This window comes from Endozoicomonas sp. ALE010, assembly GCF_049310165.1.
GTDB lineage: Bacteria > Pseudomonadota > Gammaproteobacteria > Pseudomonadales > Endozoicomonadaceae > Endozoicomonas.
Window position 1 is genome coordinate 23970 of record NZ_JBLYNV010000031.1, and the last position, 15750, is coordinate 39719.

General features: G+C 49.2%; 9 protein-coding genes. 5 read left to right on the forward strand and 4 right to left on the reverse strand.

Going from position 1 to position 15750, the window contains the following annotated elements; all coding sequences use genetic code 11:
* Positions 1-141 precede the first annotated feature (141 nt).
* Positions 142-1647 (forward strand): hypothetical protein, encoded by a 1506-nt coding sequence (locus ACO6UY_RS13870; RefSeq protein ID WP_422447815.1) that lies wholly within the window; start codon positions 142-144, stop codon positions 1645-1647.
* Here the strand turns inward: ACO6UY_RS13870 and ACO6UY_RS13875 are convergent.
* From ACO6UY_RS13875 to ACO6UY_RS13890, 4 genes are all read right to left on the reverse strand, one after another.
* Positions 1644-7241 carry an autotransporter outer membrane beta-barrel domain-containing protein gene (locus ACO6UY_RS13875; RefSeq protein WP_422490299.1) on the reverse strand — a complete coding sequence of 1866 codons (5598 nt, stop codon included), beginning with the start codon at positions 7239-7241 and terminating at the stop codon, positions 1644-1646. The genes ACO6UY_RS13870 and ACO6UY_RS13875 overlap by 4 nt on opposite strands.
* A gap of 84 nt (positions 7242-7325) precedes the next feature.
* Complete coding sequence (gene mutY, locus ACO6UY_RS13880; RefSeq protein ID WP_422447811.1) at positions 7326-8408, reverse strand: A/G-specific adenine glycosylase; 1083 nt, start codon at positions 8406-8408, stop codon at positions 7326-7328.
* Between the two features lie 69 nt (positions 8409-8477).
* Positions 8478-10502, reverse strand: coding sequence for an AsmA family protein (locus ACO6UY_RS13885; protein ID WP_422490301.1), 2025 nt, complete (start codon positions 10500-10502; stop codon positions 8478-8480).
* 108 nt (positions 10503-10610) lie between these two features.
* Complete coding sequence (locus tag ACO6UY_RS13890; RefSeq protein WP_422447807.1) at positions 10611-12593, reverse strand: SPOR domain-containing protein; 1983 nt, start codon at positions 12591-12593, stop codon at positions 10611-10613.
* A gap of 313 nt (positions 12594-12906) precedes the next feature.
* Here ACO6UY_RS13890 and ACO6UY_RS13895 point away from each other — a divergent pair, with 313 nt between their 5' ends.
* From ACO6UY_RS13895 to hisA, 4 genes are all read left to right on the forward strand, one after another.
* On the forward strand, positions 12907-13659 hold the full coding sequence (locus ACO6UY_RS13895; protein WP_422490303.1) for a hypothetical protein: 753 nt from the start codon (positions 12907-12909) through the stop codon (positions 13657-13659).
* Between the two features lie 106 nt (positions 13660-13765).
* Positions 13766-14359, forward strand: coding sequence for an imidazoleglycerol-phosphate dehydratase HisB (gene hisB / locus ACO6UY_RS13900; protein ID WP_269671797.1), 594 nt, complete (start codon positions 13766-13768; stop codon positions 14357-14359).
* Positions 14360-14361: 2 nt separating this feature from the next.
* On the forward strand, positions 14362-15006 hold the full coding sequence (hisH, locus tag ACO6UY_RS13905; RefSeq protein WP_422447803.1) for an imidazole glycerol phosphate synthase subunit HisH: 645 nt from the start codon (positions 14362-14364) through the stop codon (positions 15004-15006).
* Between the two features lie 2 nt (positions 15007-15008).
* Positions 15009-15737 (forward strand): 1-(5-phosphoribosyl)-5-[(5-phosphoribosylamino)methylideneamino]imidazole-4-carboxamide isomerase, encoded by a 729-nt coding sequence (gene hisA, locus ACO6UY_RS13910; RefSeq protein WP_422447801.1) that lies wholly within the window; start codon positions 15009-15011, stop codon positions 15735-15737.
* The last annotated feature ends 13 nt before the right edge of the window (positions 15738-15750 follow it).

Here is a 15750-nt window from a genome sequence, read left to right on the forward strand (position 1 = left end):
CCGGGTGATTCACAGAGAATCAGTTTACTCTGTATCTGTGCGCTACACATTCATTCATATAAATGGCCAGTTTTTGAACTTATAGCCAGATTTTCTGTCTGAGAATACAAGTTGTTCAGAATAATAAAAGGAGAGAGGTATATGAGTTCAGTTGAATTGGGCGCTTTGAACGCCATGTCTTACTGTTGGAACAAGCATGATGACAGTTTCATCCTTGCTCGTGCGGTGAAAGCCATCGCGGTGGTGGTGAAAGCGATATTTACCAAATATACCGTCTCATTAATTGAAGCCGAGGCTGTGATGAAGCGTCATCCTGACGCCTGGTTTGCAAAGCCCGTCACACGGGCATTGGCTGAATACAAGATAACCCATGCAACGGATACTTCACAACAACCATCAACAGCTGGCAGTCCTCCTCCGTCATCAGCAACAGCAGGCAGTTCTCCCTCATTGCCCCAACCACCGGCGAATTCGCTATTCTCATTCTCTTTAAAAGAAACGGATACAGACCGGGTTCGATTTATAGACGGATTCCGGACAACAGCAGATGTAAGGGACGCTTATAAAGAGATGAGGATGGCCGCTGGTGATTCGTGGGTTGCAAACGCCAGGTTAACCTGCAAACAGGTGGCTAAAGATGCTGTAGATGACATCGCATTTAATAATAAAGATCATTACGCTATATCGAAATTCCTGGTAACTATCACTCACCCAGACCATAGAGGGGAATCGATTGAAGAAGTGCTTCATGTGATGGATAAAAGGACTGGGCAGCACAAGCTGGTGCGTATTGGTTCGTTCTGTGAAGTTGCAGACGGATCAACAGCCGGAGGGTGCGGTTTCCCCGGATATTCAAAGTTAAGCTCAACCAGGGCAGGCCTTTATTTAAAAAATCTCCAGGCTAAAGATCAAGATGGCAAAGATTACTATCCCTATGCCCAGACCAGGTTTGGTATTGGCGAATATGACAGTAATAATGTTGGCAGTATGTGGAGTTGCGGTTTTGACGTACTGAGAATGCAGCTTTTCCAGGCAACAGGTTATAAATTTTCTTTTCAGGTCCTGGTTGCTTATTTAGAAGAAATAATCAGCGCCAGAGGTGATGCTCAAGAGTTGAGACGTAGTTTGTCTAATGGCCATTACCCTATGACAATATGTGTAATGCACCTGCTTTTAACCGGCATCGCCTCATCATCAGGCTACTCGAATTTACTGGTGGAAGAGGGGTCTGAAGGTGAGGGTCGAATCTCGCCAGACGAAAGAGAAGGTCTTGGTATCAAAACATGCACGCGTCAGGATATATTGGAAACCACAAACTGGGATTACTCATCAACAGCCATGATTTGCCAGCCTTTATACTCTTTTGGTATCTATCGAAACAAAAAAAGAGACGGTACGTTCGAATACACGGTCTACGATCCTCACAATTTCGAAGGTAGTCCAGACTTTTACGATTCAGGCAAGGGGCCGGGGCTAGAGAGTTTTGCATCCGCCGAAGCAGCGATTCATCATGTAACGAGCCGTAAAGGAGGTGCCAATGGCAAGATTGATGCTTTCTTTAGAGGCTCTGATGCTGGACTATGCTTCATGCGGGACAGAATGTTGAAAACGAAAGGTCGGCTGGAGTCTGAAGGAAAAGGCTTTTAGAAGCTATAGCGAACCCTGGCAATACACCCATCAACTTTGAAGTTATCTGCCCAATGGTGGGAGTAACGGAAGGTAATGGTGGTATTGCTTTGAATTTCCACACTCATGCTGGCATCAAATTGATAGCGGTTGTTATCTCTGTCGGCACCATTGATACGGAAGTGTTCACCCCCTGCGGCAAAGTGAGCAGTAATAGCAATCGGATCTTTTTTGAAATCGTGAAAGCCCATCAGCCCAAGCTCTGGTTTGATGACCATTGCCCGGGTATTCATTTCTCCCATCAACTTCAGGCCAGCACCCAGTTCCATGATGTCATATTTGCCATTTTTGACCTGATCGTATGATAAGTGTGTCTGGGCAGGATCTCTGGCGGACTCGGTATAATCGTCAGTTTGGATGGTGAAATAATTAAAGGCTACCTGAGGCTGCCAGCTCCACTCATCTCCCAGGGAGTAAGTGTGGCCCGCAATCATGCCGACCCCCCAGCTCCGGGAATCATATTTTGCATCGTTCAGGTGACCATCAACGTAGCGGCGTCCTTTATTCTTGCCAGAGGAATAACTCATCCGGCCATCAAAGAAAAAATCATTTTCCAGGTACGAGGAGTAAAGGCTGACAATATGAGTATCCGTGTCAATTTTGTTTCTTGAGCCATCTTTCCCTGCTACGTTTCCTTTTGCATAGGTGTAGGCAATGCCTGCTTCTATATTCTGATCCCTTTCCAGAGGGCTATCTGCCCCCATGGAGAAGCCAGTGATTCTGGCATGATAACCCGGTACATGGTCGTTGATATCCTGTGTTGCCTTGCTGTAGTCGTATTGAATCCAGGCCGCGCCAGAAGAGAAGATATCTCCGGTGTTGATGCCGGTTCGTTTGCCAGACATTCTGTCGTTAAGGGTTTTGCCCGCCGTTTTCAGTGCAAGGTTGGCATTGTGCACCGCATGAGGCGACATGGCAGGGGCAAGCTCTGCGGCTTTTTTCATGTCTTTGCCGGGCTTTACATTTTTTACAACATGCCGGGTTAATTTGGCACTTTCACTGTCGTGTTCTTCTTTTTCGGAAGGTTTTGTGGCTGCCAGCATCATGGATCGAAACCGCCCCGGAACCTGAGATACCCGATGGTCAGCCTGATCCGTGCTGATCAGCAGCATTCTTTTTGCGTTATCCGGATCAATGATCGCGTCATAGTGGATATAGAGCTCATTGTCAGCATCCACATTAACCGGCTGGTTAATGTTGGAATCCTCTGCTTCCATCAACAGATATTGTTTGCCAATGGCCGGATCTTGAATGATAACGCTGTCAAACACAAAATCAGCAGCAGGACCCACGTGGATATTTTTGGCTGCCACCACCGGGGCTTGCGGTATCGTACCATCGGTTAACGGCTCAAACCCTGCCGCGTCCGGACTTTGTTCTGTCAGCACCAGGCGACCATCCTGTTGATAGTTACCGTCGATATTAAGTTCAGATGGAATGGTAACGACGGCTCCCTGACGAATATGCAATGCAGGTGATGATTCAGGCACCTCTGCACGACGACTGTCTGACGAGCCGGAAACGATAGCCATTCTATCTGCCAAAAAATGGAGATGGCCATTCACATCAATGAGCCCATTGGACCGAAGCAGGTTACCTTTATAGTGGTTGATACCGTTAAAGGTAATGAAATCAATATCGGATATCTGTTCTTCTACTGTCGTATTATTGGCAATGAATCGATCATCCTTACCGTTGGCTCCTTTAAGTGAACCAATCTTGCCACCGGTTTGCTCTATGCTGAATGATGGGCTGCTCTGTAATGGTGACAGGTTGACCTCATCCAGCGTTCCTCTGGAATTTACGTATACCCTGCCACAGTCTTCTGTAAAGTGGGTTGCCAGTATTCCTTTGCCCTCTGGCATCTGATCAGAAACAAGAATATTGGCTGCACTGGCTGCTTCGTGGATGTTGATATTTTCAGGATTTGTTAACTGAATGCTGTGCCAGTCAGCGCCAAAGATATCGATATTGGCAAATCCTGAGGCTGTTTTCAGTGGGCCATTCACCAGGGCCAGAGTGTCGTTTTTGTCCTGTCGGCCGATGACCCGATCGGTATTGCCGCCATGTTGCATAAAGTACAGGGGAGGGCGCTGGGTATCCGCCGAGAAATCCAGTACTTTCAGCTCTCCCCGGTGATCAGGTAATTCATTGATGCCAGCCTCACCGAGATTGGTGACGACAAATGCCTTATTCCAGTCATAGGGGGCATCACCGGAAAAAGAAAGATGCATCGACTGTTTTTGAGCGAAATCCTGCTCACTGGTCTGCGTTCCATCAGCAACAATAAGATCTGCTGCCCCATCAGGGGCAATAGTGAGTGTTTCGGGATTATTCACCAGCCCCTGGCTGTTCCAGCCTGAGCTATGAATCCAGATATTTTTCACAGAATCAACAGCACCAATATTGGCTCCGTCATTGAGATTGAGCCGCTGTATCTGCGGAGTCGGCTGGTTGCTTTTTATCGTCAAAGGACGCTCTGGTGATGTCTGTATATTCAGCCTGGCAGGGGTATCCGGCACATCGGCTGCGGGCTTGGAGCTGTCAGCAACATTGACTTCAGCAACAGGTGCATCAGCGACCAGTTCAATAGCACTGATCCGGCCTTCAGATACAAAATCCGGGGTTGTGATAAACAGTCGCTCTACCGCCGGAATCTCACCTTTAAGCTTTGCTCCTTGAGTTAGCTGCAGGCTATCAATTTTTTTGCTGAAGACACTGACGGGTCTTGGAGTACTGAGTACCAGGTTGTTCCCAAAGGGGCTTTGTTGCGGGTTACCACCAACCAGTACATTGCCAAGCCCGGTTTCCGGAGAATAAACACCGTCGGCATTAGTAATTTTTCCCAGCTCCAGCGTCTTGTGGTCACCGGGCATGATGCTTACCACGCCACCCTGCAACGATAGATCACCAAGACTGGCCTGGTCATATACTTCCAGCAGGCCAAGTGCTCCACCCTCTGTTACCGTAACAGGCAACCGCTGTCCGGCAGCTGTTTTTATCTGAAGGGTCAGATCATTCTCTGTACGGTGAGGGATCTCCTGTGGTCCATAAACCCGCAGTAATGTCAGAATGCCATGCTTATCAACCAGCACTTCTCCGGTGTTATTGAGCGTTCCATGGGAACCCCAGTCATTACTGGCAACGGTAACGGAGTGGAGGCTGTCCGTATCGCCCTGAATGTGGCCTCCGTGAATAACCAGCTGATCGTCCTTTTCCGGGTTACCTGTCAGAGTACCTATTTCACCATTAAGAATCTCAAAACGCATGTTGGGACGTGCTTTAATGTTGAAATTTAGACCCGGTGTCATGAGGTCAGTTTTTAATGTTGTACTTTCATACTTCCCGACTGAAAACGGCATAAACGTCGGATTAGGTATATCCTGGGCCTTGTCTGCTCTTTCTTTCTCCAGGTGATCAGCACTGACCGCATAAATATGCCCAATAGGCAGGGTGCTGGTGAGTGTCAATGACTCAAGATCAGCGGGAAGCTCCACCGGTGCTGCCACGCCATGAAGATTCAGGGTAGCAAAACCATGTTGTAGCGCTGAGCTTGAAACGGCTTGTACGGTTTCTGCAGAACCGCCCTTAACGGTTAGTTGGTCGTTTCTGGTGTTGTTGCCCCGCAGGTTTACCAGCGTGTCACTGTCGTGGACATAGTGAAGGTCTGGACGTTGATGGCCGTTGGACGCATCAATCTCATTAACAGTGCCGTAATTGGTGATCCTGATGGCATCACCGGATGCGCTGTCACTGAAAAGCAGCCCCAGGCTGCTATCGGTATGTGCCGGAGAGGCTCCCAGTGTAACCCCTTGTACCAGCGCAGAGGTTGAAACTTCAATATGTCTGGCATTACGAACAGGTCCGTAAGCGTGAAAAGGCTGGTCAGCGGAGGCCTTTACGATCAGTTTCTCCGGAGCAATCAGTTGGCCAAAACGCGCCCCGTTGGCGATGGTGACTTCTGCTTTACCCGCTGATCCATCGAATTCCGGGATCGGTTGACCCGAGCTGATGTCAGACTCTGAAGGCGTTGCAACCACCAGTGTATTGGCTTTTTCTGTCAGTCGGTTGTCTTGTAATGACTGTGCTGGGTTCCCGAGGACAATTGACGTCTGTTCAAAAGTGGGTGTCTCTTTATCACCAGCGAATTCAGTGACCAGATGTTTTACGCCACGGACCGGCGTTTTTACCTGCCAGTCACCATCGGTTTGTGCTCTGATTCGATTTACATCCTCAATGATATTGATGATTCCGCTTGCCAGAGATAGCTCATCACGGCCTTGCAGATGGCCTGTCATCTGGCTGATATTACCTCCCACCAGGGATATTCTGGCGGCAGGACGGTTATTGGTGTCCGATAAATCAATATGGGCTATTCCAGATTCGCTGACCTCGATATCAACGCCATTTTCTGATGGAAACGAATCCGTAAAACTGAGCTGCAGGGTTTGCGCCTGATCCTCACTGACAGGACTTAAGGTGACATTCACAGTGCCGGCAGCAATCAGTGATTTTGGGTTTATAATTGGCCGGGATGCAGTCCACCGGTCACCGGTTATATAAATGAATTCAAAGTCCCTGACTTCACCATTGACTGAAATCTTCTGGTTAATGTCTTCAGTCATGTTGTCTGCCGGGTTGATACGCAGAATATCCATCGGGCTGTTGCCGAGCAGATTTCCCTGTAGTGTGCCGCCACGAAGTTCAATCAGGTTCAGGTCATTACCGGAGCCTTCAAGCAGCACGGCAGCACGCTGTCCCCTGATATAGCTACCGGGCGTGAAGATGGCGATATTAAAGGGCCCTGTTCCCCGGATAGCGGCATCATCACTGATCACTGTTCCCGAATTCTTAAGCCCGCCTTTGTGCAGGTGAATGCCGCTGGCACCATCCGTAGCAGTTATGGTGCCGGTGTTGGCAATAAGTCCGAAACCGACATTTGGATTATCCGGGTCAATGGATTGTGCCCTGGCCCCGGTTGAGTGCGAACCCGATATCTGGATACTGCCGTGATTTTTGATCAGGCCATTGTTATAAGACAGCAGTCCGGTTCCCTGACCCTTAATAGAGCCATGGGGATAATTTATGGCACCTGCTTTGTAGTCATTACTGTGTTCATCCCACTCTTTGCCGATACCGGACCAGACAATGTTCTGTCCATTACTGACCATTCCTGTGCTTTCGGGGTGGTTTAGCAAAATGGTGCCGTGATTGGTGGCTGTCGTTTGATGGCTTGTATCTTCAGGGCTGGCTGTGGCCCTCATACCTGTTCCTGGTACATTGATTTCAATATTGCCGTGGTTCAGGATTTTTTCACCCTCAGCCTCCATTCCTGTCATCCCCATGGTGGCGATGTAGATAGTGCCGGGGTTTATATTGTTCGCATCGGAACCCGGTGGGGAGTTTTCCTGAGTTTCTTGCTGGTCATTGGATAAATTACCGGCATTTTCAGTTTCAACTCCAGCGTGATCACTTTGGCTTGATGTTGAGACTATTGCAGAAATGGCAATTACCAATATTTTTTTATGGAATGTCTCACATTTGCAACCAATCATTCTTCAGGTTCCTCAACCAATGGGTTAAACCATAGAGCTGAAACTTCTATACATAATGTATAAAAATAACCTCAGGGTAATTTCTTACAGTGCATTCTCTACTTTTTGTAAAAGTTTCTTTACCGGTGCTGCCAACCCCAATTCAGGCGATTGATCCAGGGCAAACCAATAATAATTGTCATGGTCTTTTATTACCGTATTGGTTTGCCCCGGATATTCAACAAGACTCAGTGCCGGGGTAATGTCCAGATGGTAGTGGCTGAAGGTATGACGAAAAGACGGCCATGTGTCGAAGTCTGTCAGTAACAGGCCTGTCTTCTCAAGTGCCTGCTCGATAATCTGATCAGGAGCTGAAATCTCGGGAAAGCTCCAGAGTCCTCCCCAAATGCCAGACGGTGGTCGTTTTTCAAGCAGAACTTCACCGTACTGATTCACTACCATCAGCATAATAACCGACTTTTCCGGTTTCTCCCGTTTTGGCTTTGATTCCGGAAACAGCCTCTGCTGGCCTGTTTTGTGCGCTATACAATCGGCTTCCAGTGGACAAACCTGGCAGGCGGGTTTACTTCTTGTGCAAACCGTTGCCCCCAGGTCCATCATCACCTGAGTGTAATCACCTGTGCGACACTCAGGTGTCAGCTGTTCAGCAATCTCCCATAGCGCATTGGCGACACGTGTCTGCCCGGGCCAGCCGGAGATGGCAAAGTAGCGGGTAAGCACTCTTTTTACATTGCCATCCATGATGGGAGCCCGGATCCCCATGCTAATGGAGGCAATGGCACCAGCAGTGGATCGGCCAATGCCCGGAAGTTCCATAAGCTGTTCAACTGAGTGGGGAAATGCCCCTGCGAAGTCACTCACCACTTTTTTTGCGGCTTTATGCAGGTTTCTTGCGCGACTGTAGTAACCGAGCCCACTCCAGAAATGGAGTACTTCATCTTCACTGGCTGCTGCAAGGTCAGTCACTTCTGGAAATCGCGCCATAAACTTCTGGTAGTAGGGGATGACGGTGGTTACCTGCGTCTGCTGCAGCATGATCTCGCTGATCCAGACACGATAAGGCGTTTTATTTTGCTGCCACGGCAGATGCTTACGGCCATGTACATCGAACCAGTCCAGAAGTCTCTGGCTGAAAGTATGGTCTTTATATGGGGCTTTTTGAGTCATTAAATTACAAAAACAGGTTTGCGATCAGCCTGTTGGCCGATCGCAGTATAGTCGTTATGGGCAGAAATTTTATTTGAAGAAGCCCTGGAGCAGATCTTTAACAGGTCCCTGCACCTTGTCTTCTATCTTCTGCTTAAGGCGGTTTTCAGCGATTTCGGCAATGGTTTCAGTCAGTCGTCTGAAATCTGCGCCACATTTCAGGGCACCAAGATCACCGTGGCAACGGACAGGCCAGGTGACATTGACGTAATCCTTGTTGATCTGACAGGCAGGATCACTGTCTGGTGCTTCTTCGCCACGAATGTTGAGACCCATACGATAATCCAGCTGTCGATCCACAAGATTTACCTGGCCATCACCTTTCAGGTTCATATAAGCGAGCGCTGCAATCAGGTTGTCGTTTTTAGCAACACCGTTTTTGATGACGAAACTGCCGCTCAGGTCGGTAAACTCGGTAGATGTGCCCCAATCCGTCGCTCTCAGCTCTTTCTTACGCACTTTGGCAACGCCTTCACAGACCAGTTTGTCAAAGTTGGCATCAGTGAATGCGCCTTTATCAATCTTGAATTCAATGTTGCCATTCAGGTTTTTGGTGAGAACACTGGCGTATTGACCCTGTGTATGGACCTTCATACCCGCATTCACATCGCCTTTCAGTGAGGCAAGATCAGGAATAGCGGTTGATAACGCTTCAAGGCTGATATTTTTCAGCTCTGCCGATGCTGCCATTTTTGGCTTGCCTGACCGACGCACATCCAGGTTAGACGTCATATCAATAGTGCCCTGATAAAAGCGGGAACCAATGGTTACTTCCTGCTTACCCCGGGCTGCTTTTATCGAAACAGACGGCTGTTCAAAAATGAATTTGGCCACGGTGAGAGAGGCCAGCTTCATTGACCCGTCAAGGTTAAGGCCGCGCAGCATGGCTTCCGGAATCAGAGGATGCTCTTTACCGGATGCGGGTGGCTCTGAGCCCGATTGAGCGGGTTGCTCTTCATCAGGCACTTCTGCGTTATCCGTGACTGGGGGGAGATAGTTATCCAGATTAAGGTCGTTGCCGGTAAAGCTGAACTGCATATCGCCCCGGTCAATGCTGTTCATCCTGAAATTGCCATCCAGAGTAAAACTGTCCAGCTGGAGTTGCAGCTTATCTGCGCTCAGGCTTTCACCATTGGTGCTGAAATGACTGTCAAAGGATAGCCGGTTCAAGGCTTTTGGGTCTGACATGGGAGGGAGTTGCACCTTGATCTGGTTCAGCAGATTGGCAAGGTTAAACTCGGCAACATCCAGGTTGCCCTTAACCAGCATGGGTGTTTGCTGATATTGAACATTACCCACAATACTCAGGCTTTCACCTTTTTCTACATCCGGTGTGGCACTGACTTTCAGGTTCTGGATGTCATAATGACCCGCTTCCAGATTAAACGTCATCTTGCCACTGATCAGTGAATTTACCACCAGGTCAGGAATGGTGATGTGGGCTGTTAATTGAAAGTCAAAAGGCTGCTGATTGCGGATGGCACCAGTGGTTAAACTGGCCTGGTCAATCATGTATTTCTGCCCGGAAACCTGGTCTTCGTAGCTGATCAGCAGTCCACTGACGTTGACACTGGCAATATCCAGTTTGACAGGCGAGGCAGGTTCTGACTCAGGCGTCGGGGATGGCTCCTGTCCCCTGGGCGTGGGTTGTTCAGTGGGCGTTGGCGCACTGACCTGCCAGTTGCCCTGGCCTCTGGTATTTTTGACCAGCGTTAATTCCAGCCTTGTCAGCTCAAGGGTCTGCATTTCAATGCGTTTACTGATTAAGGGTATCAACTTCACACTGACTCCGGCGGAGCCCAGCTGCGCCAAGTGTGAATTATTGGCCCCTGCGACGGATACATCCTCAAGAGAAAGGCCAACCCAGGGGAAGATTGACCAGCCAATGGGCCCGTTAATGCTGACTTTCAGTCCCGACTGTTCATAAACAAGCCGGGTGATTTCATCGCGATACTGGTTGGGGTCGATAACGCGTGGCAGCAGTGCCGCACCGATAACACCCAGCAAAACCACCGCCGCCAGCAGCACGGCAATGAACTTGAGAATGCGGTTCATGGGAATCCTCAGGATCTATGGAAGAGTGATAATAAAAGACACCTATCTTACCCTGATACTTAACGTCATCAAGGGTAAAACAGGCTTGTTGCGGAAATGGGAACTGCGTCAGAGGCTGGCGATTTGCAGCTTTTTCAGTGATTCCACCGGACGGGTCCATGGATGAAGTATCAGGGCAATGTTTTTCATTGCCGGGGACTTCAGCGCCCTGATGGCTTCCTGACTGTTTCTGTATTTTCCCTGAACCAGAACATACCAGTCCTTCTGGTTGCGCTGAACATGAACAGTGACTGCTGAAGCCAGCTCCGGGAAACGCTGTTTCAACTTGTCAATTGTCTGCCGGTTACTGGCTGCGAACCACTGAATGGTATAGCTGTCATCAGGGCTGTTCAGCAGTTCATTCACAGGATTGTGAGGGTCCGGCTGTTCATAGTGTTGGTAGTTGTTGTCCGGCTGATAACCCGGGTGGAGAGGTTGTTCTCTGTTGGGCATCGTATGAACAACCGCTGGTCTGTGCATTGTCGGTGTACCAGCGTCGTTTGAACTCACTAACCTTGCCTTCACTGGCTGTCGGTTAAGGTCTTCACGATGGACAATATAGGTCTTGTCGCCGGGGTCTTCCTGACTAATCCATTGGCGTCTATCAATAGACGGCTCTGTCACGGGTCTGGCCCACGCATGGGTAGCCTGCGGGGTTGAACCGACCAGGGACTGCAAATAGGCGACCTGTCTGACTTTTGGCGAGAAACGTGCCGACACTCTTGACAGTGAAGGCGTGAGCAGAGCATCCAGAGCCTGGGAACGATTCACAAACAGCATACTGACCAGGGCATAGCGATTCCTGCTGTGTCTCTGGTAGTGGATGATCTGGGTATTTTTCAATTCGCTGTAACGAAGCCTTGCCCGTTCAAGTGATGCTTTTCTACTGGCATTCATCCATTCAATCGTATAACTCTTTGGATTGGCGGTCAGAACATTCATTGCCGGACGAGAGGGTTCCGACTCTTCATAACTCCGGGGTTGTCTGTATTCAGGGGCTGGTGCAACAGGCGCGTTTGGCGTGTTGTAGTCGACACGGCTCCCCTGAGTATGTTGCTGAGGAATTCTACTGCGATAGGCCGGTGAGATACTGACATACATTTCCTGCGGGTTAGCCTGCTCTGGCAGAATCCGGTAGTTTTGATCACTGGATAAGCCGGAGTAGGATTGGCCCTCGAACTCACTGCCATAAGACACAGTATTTATTTCAGGCGGCTGGCCAGTATCATAACCTGTCTCAGCCAATGGGTAGCTATTATCACGACGGATGACCGATGTTTCCGGTTGCTGAGTATAAGAGGGCTGCCGTTGATATTGTGAAGGTTGACGGCTTTGCTCTGTACTATAGGAAATATCGTAGTTAATAGGCGCATTGTTGCTGTCGCGCATGGACAGCTCTGGGGGATATTCTGGCTGATAGCGGTCGGCCAGCTGTTCCACCGGGTAATTCGGCCTGATAATATCCAGTTTATGAATACTGGCCAGCGATCTTGTCCAGGGGTAAAGTTCTCTGGCCATATGGGATCTGGGCGGTGAATCCAGTTCCGCCATGGCGGCAATATGGCTTGGATATGGGCCATCCAGAAGCACATACCAGACTGTGCCTGATCTTTTGTATTCAGCAATGGTCGCGTTTTTTAATACCGGGTAGCGCTGCTTTAGCGCCTCCAGCTGTTCACGCTCTTTTGCTGCCATCCATTGAAGCACGTAATGATCTCTCGGAGCATCCAGAATACTGACAAGTGATTCTGAGTTTCGAGCTTCAATAGATAATGAATTATAGGATTCAGCATAAAGCTGTTGTTCATCAGACTGTTTTTGCCTGGAGTATCCGGCATACTGTTGAGCAGGTTCGGTTTTATAAAACTGTCTGCTTATGCCGTTGCATAGCCAATCATTATTAATGCCTGACTGGCAGTTCCAGGAAATATTCGAAGCCAGAGGTTTTGGCGGCAATACTAGACTCTCTGCAACAGGTGCAGCAATTGACGTCAGAGCGGCCACGACACAAAGCCTGAGTTGTTTTTCCTTAAACAACAATCGACCGGACATGGTATCAGATCCTTCTTGGTTCAAATCAACAATACCTGACTAGTAAACAAAATCAACCCTTATAAAAATTAATTTTTTATTAAATATTTTTTTGTGAATATTTCGATTCTTATAAAGAGAGCTATTATGTTAACGGCGGAGTTGTTTTTTTCGGGAAAACAAAGGGTATTCACTTTTTGGTTTTTTTTGAGTCTGGAAAAAACGAGCTTATCCATTAATTGATTATTAGATTATCTAAAAAACCAGCCTTTAATAGTGTAAACAAAGGTTGGCGGTCTCCTCAGATTGAGTGAAAGGTTGTTGAGGAAAAAAAATGTCAAAAGTGAATTACCCTGCTTTCAAATTACCAGGCAATGTAATTTGGCTGATGGGGTTACTGAATATTTTATGCATAGCGCCTGTCATCAGCATGGCCAATGAATGCTTCCCTGCGTTTGATAAGGCAAAGTCTCAGTACATTGTCGGTTATGGTAGCCTGCTTTATGAGCAGGCCAGGAAATCAACCAATATCGGGTTTAAGCCTGAGGTTCCGGTCTGGGTTGATGGATTCAGAAGAGGGTGGCAGACCAGAACCCGTCAGGATAACACTATCAAGGTGACTGAGCTGGGGGTTATACCGCTGGTTGGCGGACGATTTAATGGTGTGTTGATTTCCATGCCAACCAATAAGATCAAGTCCATAGATCGTCAGCAGCAACTGACCTGCCGTGTGCTGGTCAACCCCGAGCGATTAACCTCCATGAGTAACGGGAACATCCCGGAGAATAGCCAGTTCTGGCTCTATCAGACGCAGAATAAATACAGCAGCAAACCCGCAGGCAGCTATCCGATCCTGATGTCCGATGTGGATGAATTTCTCACGGGATGTCTTGAGCAGGCGGATCGGTTTGGTCTTGAATCCTTCGCCCGGGAGTGTGTGACTACGACCTGGAACTGGTCATCACACTGGGTGAATGACCGGTTACACCCATTGAAAGCAAAACCGGCTCAAATCCAGAGGCTGCAGGTGGATAAGCTTCTGGAAAGCCTGGAAGGTAATCTTTATGAACAGGTCCGGTCCCAATAAAGAATATCCTCTTACAGCCTCCTAGCGAGCAGTTAACAGTCTCTATATAATGCTCACCATAATATCCCGGCAAACAGAATAGATGACAATCCAACCGGAGAAGTTCATGGCTGAGCGCAAGGCGAGTGTTGAAAGAAACACCCTGGAAACCCAGATTCGTGTGGCCATCAATCTGGATGGTACTGGCAAGGCATCGTTTGATACAGGGGTGCCTTTTCTTGACCACATGATGGATCAGATTGCCCGCCATGGCCTTATTGACCTTGATATCAAGGCTGTTGGTGATAATGATATCGACGATCACCATACCGTTGAGGATATCGGCATTACCTTGGGTCAGGCCTTTGCCAGGGCCATTGGTGATAAAAAAGGGCTGTATCGTTACGGGCATGCTTATGTGCCCCTGGATGAGGCGCTTTCCAGAGTCGTTATCGATTTCTCCGGGCGACCCGGTCTGGAATTTAATGTTGAATTTACCCGTGCAATGATCGGCCGCTTTGACGTTGACCTGTTCTATGAATTCTTCCAGGGCTTCGTGAATCACGCCGGTGTCACCCTGCATATTGATAACCTGCGGGGACGCAACGCCCATCATCAGATAGAAACCGTCTTTAAAGCCTTTGGCCGCGCCTTACGGATGGCGGTTGCCCTGGATCCGCGCATGGCGGGCCAGATGCCTTCTACAAAAGGGTCGTTGTAACCATGAAGACGGTCGCTGTCATTGATTATGGGATGGGCAACCTTCACTCCGTCAGTAAAGCACTGGAACATGTTGCCGAGGCGAATACCCGAATCATTGTTACCTCCGATCCCGGGCAGATACTGGCTGCCGATAAGGCAGTGCTTCCCGGCGTAGGGGCAATCCGTGACTGTATGGCGGAGATACGGCGTCATGGTGTTGATGAAGTGGTTCGAGAGGTGGCAGCCAACCGCCCCTTGCTGGGTATTTGTGTGGGTATGCAGGTACTGCTCGATCATAGCGAAGAGAATGGCGGGGTTGAGTGCCTTGGCCTGTTTTCCGGTGAGGTAAAGTTCTTTGGGAAAGACCTTCGGGATAGCGAAGGCGCTCGATTGAAAGTTCCCCACATGGGCTGGAGCCCGGTCCGTCAGGCTGAACCCTCCCATCCTCTCTGGCAGGGAATCGTAGACAATGCCCGGTTCTATTTCGTGCACAGCTACTATGCCCGTGTTGCCAATGCCGCGATGGTGGTGGGTAGAAGTGACTACGGTCTTGGTTTCGATGTCGCCCTTGGTCATGACAATATTGTCGCTGTGCAGTTCCACCCTGAAAAAAGTGCCGCCAATGGACTGCAGCTGCTCGAAAACTTTTTAACATGGAAGCCATAACGATGTTAATCATTCCTGCAATCGATTTGAAAGATGGTGCCTGTGTCCGGCTGCGTCAGGGGGAAATGGCGGATGCCACGGTCTTTGGTGATGACCCGGTTGCCATGGCCAGCCGGTGGGTGGATGCCGGTTGCCGCAGGCTTCACCTGGTTGACCTGAACGGGGCGTTTGCCGGCAAGCCCCTGAACGCCGATGCGGTTCGTGGTATCACCGCAAAGTACCCTGATTTGCCCGTACAGATTGGTGGGGGTATTCGTGATCTGGCGACAATAGAAGCCTATCTGGAGTCTGGTGTTTCCTGGGTGATTATCGGTACCAAAGCAGTAACCGACCCTGACTTTGTCAGGCAAGCCTGCCAGACGTTTCCCGGCCATGTAATCGTGGGTATCGATGCCCGTGATGGCCGTGTCGCAACGGATGGTTGGGCAAAAGTCACCGACACCCAGGCTGTAGACCTTGCACGTCAGTTTGAGCAGGACGGTGTCTCTGCCATCGTCTATACCGATATAGCCCGGGATGGCATGATGCAGGGGGTCAATGTTGCCGCAACCCGGCAATTGGCCAACAGCATGGCGATTCCTGTGATTGCTTCCGGTGGTATCACTGATATGAACGATATACGTGCCCTGAAAGCCGTTGCCGGGGAAGGGGTTGCCGGTGCGATTACCGGTCGTGCCATTTACGAAGGGACACTCAATCTGAACGAAGCGCAACGTTACTGCGATGAATGATTATGGTATCCCG